This window comes from Comamonas sp. JNW (genome assembly GCF_003105075.1).
GTDB lineage: Bacteria > Pseudomonadota > Gammaproteobacteria > Burkholderiales > Burkholderiaceae_C > Comamonas > Comamonas squillarum.
This window is the reverse complement of record NZ_QETI01000005.1, coordinates 19,674-35,535: the sequence shown is the minus strand read 5'-3', so window position 1 is coordinate 35,535 and position 15,862 is coordinate 19,674. Positions and strand designations below refer to the sequence as shown.

Sequence of the window (15,862 nt, the reverse complement as noted above, 5' to 3'; positions counted from 1 at the left end):
CGCAAGGCAGCATAGCCGGGTATCCCTAAGTCCTTACTGCTGCAACTGCTGCCAGACCTTGTCCAGCCGCTTGCTGCTGACCGGGTACGGCGTGCGCAGCTCCTGGGCAAAAAAGCTCACCCGCAGCTCTTCGAGCATCCAGCGGTACTCCTGCATGCGCGCATCGACCTGGCCCTTGCGCTCTGCCACCAGGCGCCAGTAGCGCTGCTCCAATGGCTGCAGCTCCTTCAACTTGGCGCTATCGCGCGCGGGGTCAGCCCGGTACTTATCGAGGCGTGCGGTGATCGCCTTCAGGTAACGGGCATAGTGGCCCAGCTGGGCCCAGGGCGCAATCGCGATAAAGTTCTTGGGCACCAACTTTTGCAGCTGCTGCTGGGCGTCGGCCGTGGCCTCAGGCGCGTTCTTGGTGTCCTTGATCTTGCGCACCGCCGCCATGTACTCCTGCAGCACCGCGCCTGCCATGCGCGCCACCTCGTTGGCGATCAGGGTCAGGCGCCCGCGCCCCTCCTGCACCCGCTGCTTGAACTGCTCGGCGTCGGCGGGCAGCGGCTCTTGCAAAAAGGCGCGGTCAATCGCCACATTGATGATCTGCTCGCGCAGCTCTTCCTGCGTGCCCAGCGGCATATAGCCCACCGCCATCTTCTGCAGATCGGGGATGTTCTTTTCCAGGTACTTGAGCGCATCGCGGATCTGCAGCGCAAACAGGCGCCGCAGGCCCAGCGCATGGCGGCTGGCTGCCACCTCGGGCTCGTCAAACACCTCGATGCCGACGCCGTTGCCGTGGTCGATCAGTGCCGGGAAACCAATCAGCGTCTGGTTGCCCTTTTTGATCTCCATGAGCTCGGGCAAGGCGCCAAAGCTCCAATCTGTCCAGAGCTTGTCGGCGGCAAGCACGGGCCCCTGGGCCTTGCTGTGCGCCGCAGCGCTGGCTGCAGGTGCCGCCAACTTGCCACCTTGCTTGGCAGCGGCGGCAGGCGCTTGCGCCGGCGCCGGGGCTGCCGCGCCATCGGCCTTCGGCGCGATCTTGAGCTCGGCCAGCGCCTGGAAGGCACCGCGCGCCTTGGCGCCCCACTGGGCCTTCAAGGCGCCCAGGTTGCGGCCCTGGCCCAACTGGCGGCCATGCTCGTCGCTGATACGGAAGTTCATGAACAGATGCGGGCTGAGCATGTCGAGTTTGAAGTCTGCCCGCTTGATGTCCAGCGAGGTCTCGTCGCGCGCCTGCTTGAGCAGCACCTCAACCAGGCTGCCCGCACCAAAGCGCTCGGCGCTGCCCAGCAGCTCGGCCAGGCGCTGGGCGTTTTCGGCCAGTGGCACAAAGCGGCTGCGCGGGCGCTGAGGCAGGCTTTTGAGCAAGGCCTGGATCTTGTCCTTGAGCATGCCCGGCACCAGCCATTCGGCGCGCTCCTCGCTCACCTGGTTGAGCACAAAGAGCGGCACCGTCACCGTGACGCCATCGCGCGCATCCCCGGGCTGGTGCAGGTAGCTGGCCGTGCAATCGACCCCACCCATCTTGATGGTCTTGGGGAAGGCGGCCGTGGTGATGCCGGCGGCCTCATGGCGCATCAGCTCGTCGCGCGAGAGGCGCAGCAGATCAGGGTTGCGCGCGCTCTCGTCCTTGACCCAGCGCTCGAGCGCCCGGCCCGTGCAGATATCTTGCGGAATCTGCTGGTCGTAGAACGCATAGATGAGCGCATCGTCCACCAGCACGTCCTGGCGGCGGCTCTTGTGCTCCAGCTCCTCGACCTTGGCAATCAGCTTCTGGTTGGCCTGCAAGAACGGCAGGCGCGTCTCCCAGTCGCCTTCGACCAACGCCTGGCGGATAAAGATATCGCGCGCGCCTTGCGGGTCGATCTTTCCGTAGCTGATGCGGCGCTGGCTGTAGACCACGAGGCCATACAGCGTGGCGCGCTCATAGGCAGCCACCTCGCCCTGCTTTTTCTCCCAATGCGGGTCCAGCAACTGCTTGCGCAGCAGATGCGCGCCCACCTGCTCGAGCCACTGGGGCTCGATGGCGGCAATGCCGCGCCCGTAGAGGCGCGAGGTCTCGACCAGCTCGGCCGCCACAATCCAGCGGCCCGGCTTTTTGGACAGGTGCGCGCCGGGGTGCGGGTGGAAGCGGATGCCGCGTGCGCCCAGGTAGCCATCGCCCTCCTCGGTCTTGAAACCGATATTGCCCAAGAGGCCCGAGAGCATCGACAGGTGCACGGCCTCGTAGCCAGCGGCCTCCTCGTTCATCGGCCAGCGCTGCTCCTTGACCACCGTCAGCAGCTGCGAATGGATGTCGCGCCACTCGCGCACGCGGCGGATATTGATGAAGTTCTGGCGCAACAGCTGCTCCCACTGGCGGTTGCTGAGCTTGTGGCTGGCCTCGTCGGCCACCACGCTGTCCTGCGGCGTGAAAGCGGCCAGCGGCGCGGCGGACTCCACCGATGCAGTCGCACCGGTGCTGCGCTGGGCCACCGGCAAAAAGGCGGTATTGCGCCCTATCGCCTGGCCCTTGGCGGGGGCTGCTTGCTGGGCCATGTCCTTGCGGCTCTTGGCCACCACCTTGCCGCCACGCGCATCCTGCAGCCATTTCCACAGCCGCAGGTAGCCGCTGAACTCGCTTTTTTCATCGTCAAACTTGGCATGCTGCTGGTCGGCTTGCTGCTGGGCTTCGAGCGGGCGGTCGCGCACATCCTGCACGCTCAGCGCCGAGGCAATCACCAGCACCTCTGCCAGTGCGCCACGCTCGCGCGCCTCCACAATCATGCGCGCCACGCGCGGGTCCAGCGGCAGGCGCGACAAGGCCTGGCCCATCGGCAGCAGCTCGCCTTGCTCATCGACCGCGCCCAGCTCGGCGAGCAGCTGGTAGCCGTCGGCAATCGCGCGGCCCGACGGTGCTTCGAGAAACGGAAAATTCACCACATCGCCCAGGCGCAAGGCCTTCATGCGCAGGATGACGCCGGCCAAGGACGAACGCAGAATTTCCGGATCGGTAAAGGGGCTGCGCGACTGGAAATCGGCCTCGTCATAGAGACGTATGCAGATGCCGTTGGCCACGCGGCCGCAGCGGCCAGCACGCTGGTTGGCCGCCGCCTGGCTGACGGGCTCGATCAGCAGCTGCTCGACCTTGCTGCGGAAGGAATAGCGCTTGACCCGGGCCGTGCCGGCATCGATCACATAGCGGATGCCGGGCACCGTGAGCGAGGTCTCGGCCACATTGGTGGCCAGCACAATGCGCCGGCCGGTATGGCCTTCAAAGATGCGGTCCTGCTCGGCCTGCGACAGGCGCGAGAAGAGCGGCAGCACCTCGGCATTGCGCAGCACCGGTGAGTGCTGCAGGTGCTTGCGCAGATGGTCGGCGGCCTCGCGGATCTCGCGCTCACCGGGCAGAAAAATCAGGATATCGCCGCCGGCCCCGCCGGTCCACAGCTCATCGACGCCATCGGCAATCGCATCGTTGAGGTCGTAGTCCTTGGCATCTTCAAAGGGGCGGTAGCGCATCTCCACCGGAAAGGTGCGGCCCGAGACCATGATCACCGGCGCCGGGCCCTGCGGGCCGGCGAAATGCTTGGCAAAGCGGTCGGCATCGATGGTGGCCGAGGTCACCACCACTTTCAGATCGGGGCGCTTGGGCAGGAGCTGGCGCAGGTAGCCGAGCAAAAAGTCGATATTGAGGCTGCGCTCATGGGCCTCGTCGATGATGAGCGTGTCGTATTGCTTGAGGAGCGGGTCGGTCTGCGTCTCGGCCAGCAAGATACCGTCGGTCATCAGCTTGACCGAGGCGTCCTTGGACAAGCGGTCCTGGAAACGCACCTTGTAGCCCACCACATCGCCCAGCGGCGTCTGCAGCTCTTCGGCAATGCGCTTGGCCACGCTGCTGGCCGCAATGCGGCGGGGCTGCGTGTGGCCGATCAAATGGCCGCGCACCTCCCCCTTGTCATTGGGGGCGGCATTGACCTTGCCGCGGCCCAGGGCCAGCGCAATCTTGGGCAACTGGGTGGTTTTGCCCGATCCGGTCTCCCCGCAGACGATGATGACCTGGTGGCGGTCCATGGCCTCCATGATTTCATCACGGCGGGCGGAGACTGGCAGGGATTCGGGAAACGTAATCTTGAGCGACATAGGGGCAGCATTATCCCCGCAGCAGCCGCCCACCGGTTGCGAAGCCGCAACAACGCCTTGGGCCCACGCAGGCTTTGCCGCTCAATCGCTGCTGCCGCCCCCGCAACTGCTGCCGCCGCAACTGCTGCCACTGCAGCTGGACGCGCCGCCATCGCTGTCCGCGCCGCTGCTGGTGCTCGCCACATCGGCGCTATCTCCAGCGCTGCCGCTGTCGTCACGGTGGTCGCTGCCCGAGACCCCGCTGGATGTGTTGTCGGTGCTGTTGCTCGCCGCCGCTGCTGCCTGCGCAAATGCCGCAGCCCATTGGCCCAGCAAATCCGGCGGGTACAGCCAGCCGTCGTCTATCGCGGCAGCGGCATCTAGCGCAAACAACAGCGGTATGCCACCCAGCAGCGCACCCACCATATAACGCCGAGTCTGCATGGCTGCATTCCAGCTTGGCTGCATAGCTGCTGCCTGGTTCTGCGAAGCCCCAGCGCTGGCTGGCTGCGCCGGCAGATGGTGGAACATATGGCCAAAGGCCTGCTGGCAAAACTGCTGATAGCGCCGGGTGTCCAGGATAAAGGCATGCCACAGCGCATCGGCCAGGCGCGAGGGCATCTGCAGCTGCGCGCGGGGCGACAGCCAGTGCATGATGAAAAACTGGCGCAGCGCCTCTTCGGCTTGCGCCAGGCTCGCGTCATTCAGATGCGGGTAGTCACGCCAGAGCGCCTTGCGGTAGGCAGCATCAAAGCGGTATTGCTGCAAAAAGCGCAGTTGCCGACGTTTGCGCAGGCTGCGCCAACCCAGCACGGCCAACAGCGCGGCAACGAGGGCGGCAAAGATCAGAAACATCAGGCCCACCCAGCGCCAAAGCTGGCGCGGATGCAGCCAGGCGCGCGATCACGCCTTGGGCACGGGCACATCAATCGCCTCCCCAATCGCATAGAAATGGCCACCCGCGACATAGTGCAAAGTGCGCAGGTCTTGCGGCGCTGTCTCGAAATGCCAGTGGCCCTCCCGGAACACACGGTCATCGGCCCAGGCCCCGGTCACCTCGCCAATGAACAGGTCATAGCTGTGCTGGTTGTGGGGCTCGGGCACCAGGCGGCACTCCAGCCAGGCGGCGCAACCCGCCACCAAGGGCGTTTGCTGGCCGGGCGCCTCAAACAGCTGCACACCCGACTGGGCGAGTTTGTCCGGCTGCTGCAGCGCGCTGATGGTGCCCAACTCCACGGTCAAGGCGGCGATAGGCACGGTGGGCAGTTGCAGCGCAAAACGGCCGCTGGCCTCGACCAGCGCGCGGGTGCGCGTGGCCTTGTCCAGCACCACGGTCACCTTGGGCGGTGTGAAGTCCAGCGCGCAGGCCCAGGCGGCGGCCATCACATTGCGCTCGCCGGCATGGGCGGCGGACACCAGCACCGTGGGGCCGTGGTTGAGCAGGCGGTAGGCTTTTTCCAGCGCCACCGGTTGGAAATGGGGGTCGGCGCTGCCAGAGATCAGGTCCATAGAGGCGGTCTGCAAGTACAAGATGCCTCCATTGTGCATGCCTGCACCATGCAGTGCATCAACCCGCGCAGCCTCCCGCTCAATCGATACGGATCTGCGCGGCCTTGACCACCCGCGCCCATTTGTCGATCTCGGACTGCAGGCGCTGCGCCATCTCCTCGGGCGTGCCGGGGTCGGCTTCGGCGCCCGCCACATAGAGGCGCTGGCGCACTTCCTGGGCGCGCATCACCTGGTTGAAATCGGCATTGATCTTGGCAACGATCTCCTTGGGCGTGCCTGCCGGCGCAAACAGCGCCGCCCAGGAATAGGCCTCGTAACCGGGCAGGCCCTGCTCGGCAATGGTGGGCACCTCGGGCATCAGCGCCGAGCGCTTGGGGCTGGCAACGCCCAGCACGCGCACCTTGCCGCTCTTGATATGGCCGATGGCGGTGGGCGCATCGCTGAACATCATCGCCACCTGCCCGCCCAGCACATCGGTCATCGCCGGGGCGCTGCCCTTGTAGGGGATGTGCAAGAGCTTGGTGCCCGCATGCATGTTGAACAGCTCCCCGGCCAGGTGCGTGCCGCCACCATTGCCCGATGAGGCAAAGGCCAGGTTGCTACCCGGCTTTTTCGCCAGCGCGATCAGCTCTTGCACGTTCTTGGCTGGCACGCTGGGGTTGACCACCAGGAACACCGGGAACATCGCCGCAAAGCTCACCGGCACAAAGTCCTTCTGGATGTCATAGCTCAGCTTGGGATGCAGTGAGGGGTTGACCGAATGGTGGATTGCGCCGACAAACAGGCTGTAGCCGTCGGCCGGTTGGCGGGCCGCCGTCTCCGCGCCAATGATGCCGCCGCCGCCAGCGCGGTTGTCGATAAAGGTGCCCTGGCCCCACAGCTGGCCCAGCGGCGGCACAAAGGCACGCGCGGTCGTATCGACCGGGCCGCCCGGCGGGAAGGGAACGATGAACTTCACCTGCTTGCTCGGGTAGTCGGCCGCATGCGCAGCCCCCGCATGCAGCAAAGGCAGGCCGGCGGCCAGAGGCGCTGCGCCCAGCGCCAGCAGCTGGCGGCGGTTCATGGTGGTGGTCATGCTTGTCTCCTGACTATTTTTTGCAAAACCGCCATCATCGGCCCGGCGCGCCGGTTTGCCCACACCTGCGCCGTTTGTGATTGCGAAACCTCCACTTTGCGCCAGCCAAAATGGACAGGGCGGCGCCGATGGATTTTTCCCATGACCGCAGGCCCGATTCCATAGCGAACTGCATGCAGACGCGTGATGTTTGTATAACAATAGCGGCAGCCGCAAACCGCCGATCTGGCGTGCTTCTAGGAAATACCCCCACCCCACCCCCATGTCCGCTGTATTCAATTTCACCTTTGTGCCCTGGTTCCGCTCGGTGGCGCCTTATATCCATAAGTTTCGCAACCAGACTTTTGTAGTGGGCGTGACAGGTGAGGCGATTGCAGCGGGCAAGCTGCAATCGATTGCCCAGGATCTGGCCCTGATCCAGGCGCTGGGTGTCAAGATCGTGCTGGTCCATGGTTTTAGGCCCCAGGTCAATGAGCAGCTGGCGGCCAAGGGCCATGCGCCGCGCTACTCGCATGGCATCCGGGTGACCGATTCGGTGGCGCTCGACTGCGCCCAGGAGGCCGCAGGCCAGCTGCGCTTCGAGATTGAAGCGGCCTTCAGCCAGGGCCTGCCCAATACACCGATGGCCGGCGCCACCGTGCGCGTGATCTCGGGCAACTTTGTCACCGCGCGCCCGGTCGGCATTGTCGATGGCGTCGATTTCATGCATTCGGGCCTGGTGCGCAAGGTTGATGTCGGCGGCATCCACCGCACCCTGGACATGGGCGCGATGGTGCTGGTCTCGCCGTTTGGTTTCTCGCCCACGGGCGAGGCTTTCAACCTCAGCATGGAAGAAGTGGCCACGCGCGTGGCCATTGAGCTCAAAGCCGACAAGCTGATGTTCCTGACCGAAGTGGCCGGCATTCGCCTGAACCCGCTGGAGCCCGAAGGAGAAGACAACCCGGTCGACACCGAGCTGCCGCTGGATGTGGCACAAAAGCTGCTTGCCCAGTTGCCACCCGCCACCTTGCCCACCGATGTGGGCTTTTACCTGCAGCATTGTGTGAAGGCCTGCAAGGAAGGCGTGGAGCGCAGCCACATCCTGCCCTTTGCGACCGATGGCGCGCTGCTGCTGGAAATCTATGTGCACGATGGCATTGGCACCATGGTGATCGATGAGCGCCTCGAAGAGCTGCGTGAGGCCAAGCCCGATGATGTCGGCGGCATTTTGCAGCTGATCGAGCCTTTCGAGAAGGACGGCACGCTGGTCAAACGCAGCCGCACCGAGATCGAGCGCGATATCTCCGCCTACACCATCATCGAGCACGATGGCGTGATCTTCGGCTGTGCGGCACTCTACCCCTACCCGGAAGCGGGCACCGCCGAAATGGCCGCTGTCACCGTCTCGCCCCAGAGCCAGGGCACGGGCGATGGCGAAAAACTGCTCAAGCGCATCGAGCAGCGCGCCCGCGCCACTGGCCTCAAGAGCATTTTTGTGCTCACCACCCGCACGATGCACTGGTTCCTCAAGCGCGGCTTCCAGCCGGTGGACCCGGACTGGCTGCCCGAGCAGCGCAAGGCCAAGTACAACTGGAGCCGCAAGAGCCAGGTGCTGGTGAAGTACCTGTGATCGCCTGGCGTTAATGCGCCAAGGGGCCCTGCCTGCACCAGCAGCGCCCCTCACCAAAACTGCCCCTGGCAAGGGGCAGTTTGGTTTGAATCGAGGCGATCAGCGCCCGATCCATCCCCCATTCAATCCCCAATCAGCCCCAAAGCTTGACCAGCTCGGCGGCCACCCGCGCCAGTGCCGCATCGCGCGCCTTGGGCTCGGCCTTGCATTCGGTCAAGTAGGTGGTCACCAGAATCGGCGTCGCAGCGCCGGGCGCCCACAGCAGGCCAATGTCATTGCGGGTGTTAGGTCCGGACCCGGTCTTGTCCGCCACCTTCCAGCCCGGGGCGCCTGCGCGCAGGCAGTGGTCGCCCGTCGTATTGGCTTCCATCCAACCCACCAGCCGTTCGCGGCTGGCGGGGCTCAAGGCCGTACCCAGGGTCAGCGCGCGCATGCTGCTCAGCATCGCCTGTGGGCTGGTCGTATCGCGCACATCGCCGGGTTTGGATTCACTCATCGCAGGCTCGATGCGGTCCAGCCGGGTGACCGGGTCAGTCAAGCTGCGCATGTAGGCGGTAAAGCTCGCCGGGCCACCCACGCGCTCCAGCAGCAGGTTCGCAGCGCCATTGTCGCTGACCGTCATGATGGCGTCGCACAGCGCATCGACCGTCATCGGAGCCTTGCCAGCAAATTTTTCGGTCACCGGCGAATGCTCCACCAGGACCGACCGGTCAAACGTCAGCGCAGCGTCCAGCCGGTCCTGGCCCGCATCGACGCGCGAGAGCACCTGGGCGGCCAGCAGCATCTTGAAGGTGCTGCACATCGCAAAGCGCTCATTCTGGCGCCAGCCCAGCGCCGCACCCGTCACGGTGTTGAGCGCAGACACGCCCAGGCGCCCGCCCACCGAGCGCTCCAGATCCTGCATGGCCTGGGCAAACTGGCGCGCTGCCGCCTTGTCTGCCGATGGCGCAGCAGCCCAGGCGCGCGCGGAGGTGGCGATCAAGCTGGCCGCACCCATAGTCAAGAAAAACTTTCTTCTATACATGATTTTCAATCCTTAAAATTCGTTGTTATCCAGCGGACAGGCGTAAATTTACCGATATCCCGCGCGCTTGACCAACGATGAAAACCAAGAAAACCCACAAGAAAAACTTATAGCTTATGCACCTGCCTTTGAATGCCCTGCGCGCTTTTGATGCCGCCGCGCGCCACCTCAATCTGACGCGTGCGGCGCTGGAGCTGCATGTGACCCAGGCCGCCATCAGTCAGCACATTCGCCAGCTAGAAGACCAATTGGGCAAGCCGCTGTTTCGCCGCCTGCCGCGCGGCCTGGCACTGACCGATGAAGGCATGGCCCTGGTGCCGGCGGTGGCCCAGGCCTTTGGCAGCCTGTCGCGTGCCTTGGCGCAGGTGCAGGACCGGCGGCCGCATGAGGTGCTCTCGGTCGGCGTGGTGGGCACTTTTGCGGTGGGCTGGCTGCTGCCCAGGCTGCGTGCTTTTCAGGAGGCCCATGCCTTTGTCGACCTGCGCCTGTTCACCCACAACAACCGGGTGGACCTGGCCGGCGAAGGCTGGGACTGTGCGATCCGCTTTGGCGACGGCGCCTGGCATGGCACGTCGGCCCGGCAGCTGCTGCAGGCGCCCCTGACCCCCATGTGCGCGCCCGCGATCGCCGCACGCCTGCAGCAGCCGGCCGACCTGGCGCGCGAGACCTTGCTGCGCACCTACCGCGCAGGCGAGTGGGAGCAGTGGTTCGCCCAGAACAAGCTCGCCTGCCCCAGCCTGCGCGGCACGGTGTTCGATTCATCCCTCACGCTGGCCGAGGCGGCAGCGCAGGGCCTGGGCGTCGCGCTGCTGCCCTTGCGCCTGTTTTCGCGTGATCTGCAGGCGGGGCGCCTGGTCGCGCCGCTTGCGCAGACCTTGGATACCGGCAGCTACTGGCTCACCCAGCTGAAATCGCGCAGCCCTTCGTTGGCGATGCAGACCTTCGAGCGCTGGCTATTGGAGCAATGTGGCCAAGATCAGCACCCCGAAGAGCGTACAAAACCGCTGCCGTAAGCACGCGCCGGGTGCTCTCCTACACGCGGCCCGGCCCTTGTCAGACAATGTGCGGGCAGCGCCCCGCCTAGGATATAAAGTAACAACGCGTTCCTGTACAAAAACACGCTGCAGCGATGCTGCATGACAACCACCGAGAGGACATCCATGCTTTCTACCCGTTACCTCGCCTCCCTGTCCGCCGTTGCCGCCGCCTTGCTGGCAGCCGGTTGCGCCTCCACCGGCGACATCGAAGACCTGCCCCGCCCCAAGTCAGGCCACTGGCAGATCAGCTCCACAGACCAGGATGGCCAGACCGTCCAGTTCCAGGACTGCATGGACAAGGACACCTTTTACAAGACCCGTGAGCTGCAAAAGGCCAAGTACGATGTGCAGCAATGCAAGACGGCGAGTTTGAAAGACAGCAATGGCTGGCAATTCACGTCCAACTGCAAGGTGGGCCAGACCGAGCAGCGCATCGAGAGCAGCCGCAAGATCACCGGCGACTTCCAGCACAACTTCCATGTACTGTCGGTCACCAAGCAGCAGATGCCCGATGGCAGCACCGTGGAGACCACCCGCAACATCAAGGGCGAGTACCTGGGCGCCTGCCCTGCCGGCATCAACCCTGGCGACCGCGTCTTTGACGGTGGCGGCAAGATCAACTTCTACGACATCACAGGCCTGAGCCCCAAGTAATCAGCAAGCGCGCAACTGCTGCAAAACCCGCCCGGCCCTGCCGGGCTTTTTTACGCCTGCACGCTGGGCCATTTTGCTGATCCAGGTCTAGAAATGGGCGATTCAGATACAGTACGATGTTCAGCCGTTGGACTGTGGCCCGCCCGCCACGGGACGCCGGCGCTGGCCCACTTGCCCGCCAGCCCATGCGGCCGCCGCAACACGGTGGATCGAGGGACGCTCCTCCAGTCCACCTGGCTTTTCCTATGCAATACCCCGAAAAATACGGCCACAGGGGCGCGTATTTTTCGCAGATTTTCTCCATGTCCCAGCAATACCTCACCGCCGCGCTTTACCAGTTCATCGACCTGCCCGAGTTTGCCCAGTGGCAGCAGCCCTTGCAGGCGCTGTGTGACCAGCACCAGGTCAAGGGCCTGCTGCTGCTGGCCCATGAAGGTATCAACGGCACAATTGCCGGGCTGCCTGCCGATGTGCAAGCGGTGCTGGACTGGCTCAAGCGTGACCCGCGCCTGGCCCACCTGGTACACAAGGAGGCCTATGCCGACAGCAATCCCTTCTACCGCATGCGCGTGCGCCTCAAGCAGGAGATTGTGACCCTGGGCGTGCCCGAGTTGAACACCGCGCGCAATGCCGGCCAGTATGTCAAGCCCGAGGACTGGAATGCGCTGATCAGCCAGCCCGATGTGGTGCTGGTCGATACGCGCAATGACTACGAGGTGGGCATTGGCAGTTTTGAGGGCGCGATCAACCCGCACACCAAGAGCTTTACCGAGTTTCCGCAATGGGTGGCAGAGCAGTCCCAGCCCGGCGGCGCGCTGCATGGCAAGCAAAAGGTGGCAATGTTCTGCACCGGGGGTATCCGCTGCGAAAAATCCACCGCCTACATGAAGACCCAGGGTTTTGAGGAGGTGTACCACCTCGAAGGCGGCATCCTCAAGTACCTGGAAACGGTGGCCGAGGACGAATCGATGTGGTGGGGCGACTGCTTTGTGTTTGACGAGCGCGTCTCCGTCGGCCACGGCCTGGTGCGCGGCCCGCACCAGCTGTGCCGCAGTTGCCGCATGCCGCTGGGCGCGGCCGAGCTGGCCCATGCCCACTATGTGCGCGGCGTCAGCTGCCCCTACTGCCACGGCAGCCGCACGCCTGAGCAGCTGAAGTCGCTGGCCGAGCGCCAGCGGCAGATGGACTTGGCGCAGGAGCGCGGTGACACCCATCTGGGCCACACCCAGGCCAGCTCGCAGCAATCGCGCCAGCAAAAGATCGCCGCGCAGCAGCAGGCCTTGCAAGGCCTGCCGGTGCTGTACTCGTTCCGCCGCTGCCCCTATGCGATGCGGGCCCGCCTGGCGCTGGCCTATGCCGGCATTGCCTGCCAGCTGCGCGAGGTCGTCCTCAAGGACAAGCCCCAGGCGCTGCTGGATGCATCGCCCAAGGCCACCGTGCCGGTGCTGGTGCTCGCCGACGGCACGGTGCTCGAAGAGAGCCTGGAGATCATGCTCTGGGCGCTGCGCCAGAATGACCCCGACCAGTGGCTCAGCCCCACTGCCGGTAGCCTGGGCGAGATGCAGGCGCTGATCGCCCGCCATGACAGCGAATTCAAACCCGCACTGGACCGCTGCAAATACCCCAGCCGCTACCCGCAAGCAGACGCCGCTGCCGCAGCGGCCACCGCCCAGGCCTTTTTGGGTGCGCTCAACCAGCAGCTGGCGGCGACCGGCTACCTGTTTGGCCGCGACCCGAGCCTGGCCGACATGGCCATCCGCCCCTTTGTGCGCCAGTTTGCCGGCATCGATGAGGCGGCATGGCAGAATCACCCCTGGCCCCATCTGCAAGCCTGGCTGCTGCGTCTGACCGACTCGGCGCTGTTCGAGCAGGTGATGGAAAAATACCCTGCCTGGCACCCGGACGAAGCGGGCGTGCTGTTCCGCTGAGCGGACACCGCCCCTGACGGCACGCAAGTGACAAGCACTGCCAGCGGATGCGCATCCCAGCGCCCGCTGCAGCGCTTGCCCGGCATTGACCGCCTGCGCCCACCCCCGTGCCATGATCCAGTCCATCCAGATTCTGCGTTTTGCTGCCGCCCTGTGGGTGGCGCTCTACCATGCGCGGACCTACAGCTTCTTCCCCGAGCTTCCTGGCTGGCTGCGCGCCATTGCCGAGGGCGGCTTTGTCGGTGTCGACATCTTCTTTGTCATCAGCGGCGTCATCATGGCGCTGGCCACCAGCAACACGCCCACCGGCCTGCGTCCTTCCGCCCAGTTTGTCGCCACCCGCTTTGCCCGCATCTACACCGGCTGGTGGCCGGCGATGCTGCTCTATGTGGTGGGCTTGCAAGCGCTGGGCGCCATGCCGCCGGATGTGAACCTGCTGTCGTCGGCGCTGCTCTATCCGGCCAATTTCAGCCTGCATATCAATGCGGTGATCTGGACCCTGGTCTACGAGCTATATTTCTATCTCGTCATCGGCGCCAGTTTGCTGCTGCCCAAGCTCTGGCGTGACCGCGCGCTGGCGGGATGGGCCATGGTCATCGTTGCGCTGGTGCTGTATTACGCCGCTACGGGTCGCTACCGCCCGGATATGTTTTCGCAAGCCACGCCACTCGTCTGGTTCTATGCGGCGCCGCTGGTGCTGGAGTTCTTTGCCGGCTACTTCATGTACCGCTTTCTGCAGCGCCACCCGCAGCAGCGCTGGTACGCCTGGCTGCTGGCCAGCGCGCTGCTGGGCGCCACAGCGGTGTACTACAGCCACAGCGCCACCTTGTACGCACCTGGCATCGTCGGTTTTTTCCACTGGGCGGACCGCGCGCTGCTGGTGGGGGCTGCCGCCACCGCACTGGTAGGGGCAGCTTTGCTGCTGCCAACGCCCCAGCACCGGGCATGGCAGCTGCTCGCCAGGCTCGGGGACTATTCCTTTGCGATCTATTTGCTGCACCTGCTGCTCTTCCAGGTCGTGCAACGCGCCACCACGTCGTTGGCGCTCGAGATTCCCCACCGCTCGCTCAGCTTGCTGCTGGTGCTGGCAGTCCTGGTCGCGCTGTCGGCCCTGTATTACCACGCGATCGAACACCCCCTCTACCAGGCCTGCCGGCGCGCCATTGCGCGTTGGGTGGCCCGCACGCCATGACCCCAGCCCGCATCCATCTGATCTTTGCCCGCGCCCGCAATGGCGTGATTGGCCGCGACAACCAGCTGCCCTGGCACCTGCCCGAGGACATGGCCTTTTTCAAGCAAAAGACCGCTGGGGGGACCGTCGTCATGGGCCGCAAGACCTGGGATTCCCTGCCGCCGCGCTTTCGCCCGCTGCCGGGCCGTGACAATGTGGTCGTCACGCGTCAGAGCGGCTGGCAGCCCAGCCCGGCCAGTGAACGTGTCCACGTCGCCGCCGATCTGGAGCAGGCACTGGCCACGGCCCAGGCGCTGGGCCAGCCCGTCTGGGTGATTGGCGGGGCGCAGATCTATGCCCAGTCGCTGGCCCTGGCCGACGAAGTCTGGGTGACCGAGATCGACCAGGATTTTGACGGCGATGCCCATGCGCCGGTGCTCGGCAGCCAGTGGCAGGAGGTCTCGCGGGAGCGCCACACCAGCAGCAATGGCCTGCCCTTTGCGTTTGTCTGCTACCAGCGCCAGCCCGCCTGAGAGACGCGCTCACCGATGGCACCACGCTGGTGCGGCGCAGCAAATTCATGCAAAATGGATTTCATCGAATAGCAATCTGCGGCGCGCCGGGCCCCAAGCACCGGGCGCTGCAACAAGACGGAACACTGTGACGATGAGCCTGGTACAAGCGTTGCCCGCCGGCCCGTTGGATGTGATCGGCGATGTGCACGGCGAGCGCCAGGCACTGGAGTCGCTGGTTCGGCATCTGGGCTATGACGAAGATGGTGGCCACCCGGCAGGCCGCACGCTGGTCTTTGTCGGCGATTTCTGCGACCGGGGCCCGGACAGCCCCGGCGTACTGGCGCTGGTGCGCCGCTGGGTAGACAACGGCCATGCCTGCGCGGTGCTCGGCAACCATGAAATCAACCTGCTGCGCGAAGATGCCAAGGACGGCTCGGGCTGGTACTTTGACGAGCGCATCGAGGCTGACAATCGCAAGTACGCGCCCTATGTGCGCGCGGACCAGGCTTTTGATGAAGAAATGCTGCCGTTTTTGCGCCAGCTGCCGCTGGCTCTGGAGCGCGCGGACCTGCGCATCGTTCATGCCGCCTGGATCGACGACAAGATCAACCAGGCCCGCGCACTGCGGCCCGGCCATGTCGCCCAGGACTATGACCGCCTGGAGCAAGAAGCCTACCTGCACGCCAAGACCTTGGGCATTCCAGCCCGGCTGAAGGCCGAAAACCAGGCCTGGCCCTACCACCTGGAAGATGGCGCCCATTGCCCCCCGTTCATGCCCGCGCATGCCGACAGCGAGCTGAACAAATCCCAGTACAACCCCTTGAAGGTGCTCAGCTGCGGTGTGGAGCGCCGCGGCAGCGAGCCCTTCTATGCCGGCGGCAAATGGCGCTTTGTCGAGCGTGTGGCCTGGTGGGATACCTATACCGACAGCACGCCCGTCATCGTCGGCCACTACTGGCGCCGCATCCATGAGCTCGACCGCTCGGTGCTGGGCAAGGGTGACCAGGATTTGTTCGCCGACATCAACCCGCATGCCTGGCATGGCCTGCGCGGCAATGTCTTTTGCGTGGACTTCTCCGTGGGCGCGCGCTGGACGGCCCGGCTCGCGGGCCAGCCACCCGAGCAGGACTTCAAGCTCGCCGCCCTGCGCTGGCCCGAGCGGGTGCTGATGCTCGACGATGGCAGTGCGGAGCCCACCACGCACTTTCTGCAGGCGCCCGCACCTGCGCTGGTTTGACGCCCCAGCTACACATT

12 protein-coding genes and 1 pseudogene are annotated in these 15,862 nt (G+C 65.0%); 8 read left to right on the top strand and 5 right to left on the bottom strand.

The window, feature by feature from the left end:
- Positions 1–33 precede the first annotated feature (33 nt).
- The 4 genes from hrpA to DCO45_RS09080 form a co-directional block, all read right to left on the bottom strand.
- Positions 34–4,107: an ATP-dependent RNA helicase HrpA gene (gene hrpA / locus DCO45_RS09095; RefSeq protein ID WP_116925554.1), complete on the bottom strand. Its 4,074-nt coding sequence runs from the start codon at positions 4,105–4,107 to the stop codon at positions 34–36.
- An 81-nt stretch (positions 4,108–4,188) separates the two neighbouring features.
- Complete coding sequence (locus DCO45_RS09090; protein ID WP_116925553.1) at positions 4,189–4,941, bottom strand: hypothetical protein; 753 nt, start codon at positions 4,939–4,941, stop codon at positions 4,189–4,191.
- Positions 4,942–4,989: 48 nt separating this feature from the next.
- A complete protein-coding gene (locus tag DCO45_RS09085; protein ID WP_116925751.1) occupies positions 4,990–5,595 on the bottom strand; it encodes a flavin reductase family protein in 606 nt (201 codons plus the stop codon).
- Positions 5,596–5,674: 79 nt separating this feature from the next.
- On the bottom strand, positions 5,675–6,670 hold the full coding sequence (locus tag DCO45_RS09080; protein ID WP_116925552.1) for a tripartite tricarboxylate transporter substrate binding protein: 996 nt from the start codon (positions 6,668–6,670) through the stop codon (positions 5,675–5,677).
- 262 nt (positions 6,671–6,932) lie between these two features.
- Between DCO45_RS09080 and argA the strand changes: the two genes are divergently transcribed.
- Entirely contained in the window at positions 6,933–8,279 is a 1,347-nt protein-coding gene (argA, locus tag DCO45_RS09075) for an amino-acid N-acetyltransferase (protein WP_116925551.1), read from the top strand.
- A gap of 133 nt (positions 8,280–8,412) precedes the next feature.
- On the opposite strand, the gene bla is transcribed toward argA, so the two are convergent.
- Positions 8,413–9,303 carry a class A beta-lactamase gene (bla, locus tag DCO45_RS09070; protein ID WP_116925550.1) on the bottom strand — a complete coding sequence of 297 codons (891 nt, stop codon included), beginning with the start codon at positions 9,301–9,303 and terminating at the stop codon, positions 8,413–8,415.
- A gap of 116 nt (positions 9,304–9,419) precedes the next feature.
- On the opposite strand from bla, the gene DCO45_RS09065 reads away from it, so the two are divergent.
- The 7 genes and pseudogenes from DCO45_RS09065 to DCO45_RS09040 all read left to right on the top strand — a co-directional run bounded on the left by DCO45_RS09065 (position 9,420) and on the right by DCO45_RS09040 (position 15,845).
- Entirely contained in the window at positions 9,420–10,316 is an 897-nt protein-coding gene (locus DCO45_RS09065; RefSeq protein ID WP_116925549.1) for a LysR substrate-binding domain-containing protein, read from the top strand.
- Between the two features lie 147 nt (positions 10,317–10,463).
- Entirely contained in the window at positions 10,464–10,994 is a 531-nt protein-coding gene (locus tag DCO45_RS09060; RefSeq protein WP_133248114.1) for a DUF3617 family protein, read from the top strand.
- Positions 10,995–11,110: 116 nt separating this feature from the next.
- A pseudogene (locus tag DCO45_RS23190) lies at positions 11,111–12,259 on the top strand (rhodanese-related sulfurtransferase); the annotation flags it as partial.
- 15 nt (positions 12,260–12,274) lie between these two features.
- A complete protein-coding gene (locus tag DCO45_RS23185) occupies positions 12,275–12,922 on the top strand; it encodes a glutathione S-transferase (protein WP_255343168.1) in 648 nt (215 codons plus the stop codon).
- A 112-nt stretch (positions 12,923–13,034) separates the two neighbouring features.
- Positions 13,035–14,114, top strand: coding sequence for an acyltransferase (locus DCO45_RS09050; RefSeq protein ID WP_116925547.1), 1,080 nt, complete (start codon positions 13,035–13,037; stop codon positions 14,112–14,114).
- On the top strand, positions 14,111–14,626 hold the full coding sequence (locus tag DCO45_RS09045; protein WP_116925546.1) for a dihydrofolate reductase: 516 nt from the start codon (positions 14,111–14,113) through the stop codon (positions 14,624–14,626). Before DCO45_RS09050 ends, DCO45_RS09045 begins: the two co-directional genes overlap by 4 nt.
- 133 nt (positions 14,627–14,759) lie before the next feature.
- A complete protein-coding gene (locus DCO45_RS09040) occupies positions 14,760–15,845 on the top strand; it encodes a metallophosphoesterase (RefSeq protein ID WP_116925545.1) in 1,086 nt (361 codons plus the stop codon).
- Positions 15,846–15,862 lie beyond the last annotated feature (17 nt).

Excerpts from the sequence above, each read along its gene's own strand:
- hrpA (WP_116925554.1), bottom strand. The coding sequence starts at position 4,107 with ATGTCGCTCAAGATTACGTTTCCCGAATCCCTGCCAGTCTCCGCCCGC.
- DCO45_RS09090 (WP_116925553.1), bottom strand. The coding sequence starts at position 4,941 with ATGTTTCTGATCTTTGCCGCCCTCGTTGCCGCGCTGTTGGCCGTGCTG.
- DCO45_RS09085 (WP_116925751.1), bottom strand. The coding sequence starts at position 5,595 with ATGGACCTGATCTCTGGCAGCGCCGACCCCCATTTCCAACCGGTGGCG.
- DCO45_RS09080 (WP_116925552.1), bottom strand. The coding sequence starts at position 6,670 with ATGACCACCACCATGAACCGCCGCCAGCTGCTGGCGCTGGGCGCAGCG.
- argA (WP_116925551.1), top strand. The coding sequence starts at position 6,933 with ATGTCCGCTGTATTCAATTTCACCTTTGTGCCCTGGTTCCGCTCGGTG.
- bla (WP_116925550.1), bottom strand. The coding sequence starts at position 9,303 with ATGTATAGAAGAAAGTTTTTCTTGACTATGGGTGCGGCCAGCTTGATC.
- DCO45_RS09065 (WP_116925549.1), top strand. The coding sequence starts at position 9,420 with ATGCACCTGCCTTTGAATGCCCTGCGCGCTTTTGATGCCGCCGCGCGC.
- DCO45_RS09060 (WP_133248114.1), top strand. The coding sequence starts at position 10,464 with ATGCTTTCTACCCGTTACCTCGCCTCCCTGTCCGCCGTTGCCGCCGCC.
- DCO45_RS09050 (WP_116925547.1), top strand. The coding sequence starts at position 13,035 with ATGATCCAGTCCATCCAGATTCTGCGTTTTGCTGCCGCCCTGTGGGTG.
- DCO45_RS09045 (WP_116925546.1), top strand. The coding sequence starts at position 14,111 with ATGACCCCAGCCCGCATCCATCTGATCTTTGCCCGCGCCCGCAATGGC.
- DCO45_RS09040 (WP_116925545.1), top strand. The coding sequence starts at position 14,760 with ATGAGCCTGGTACAAGCGTTGCCCGCCGGCCCGTTGGATGTGATCGGC.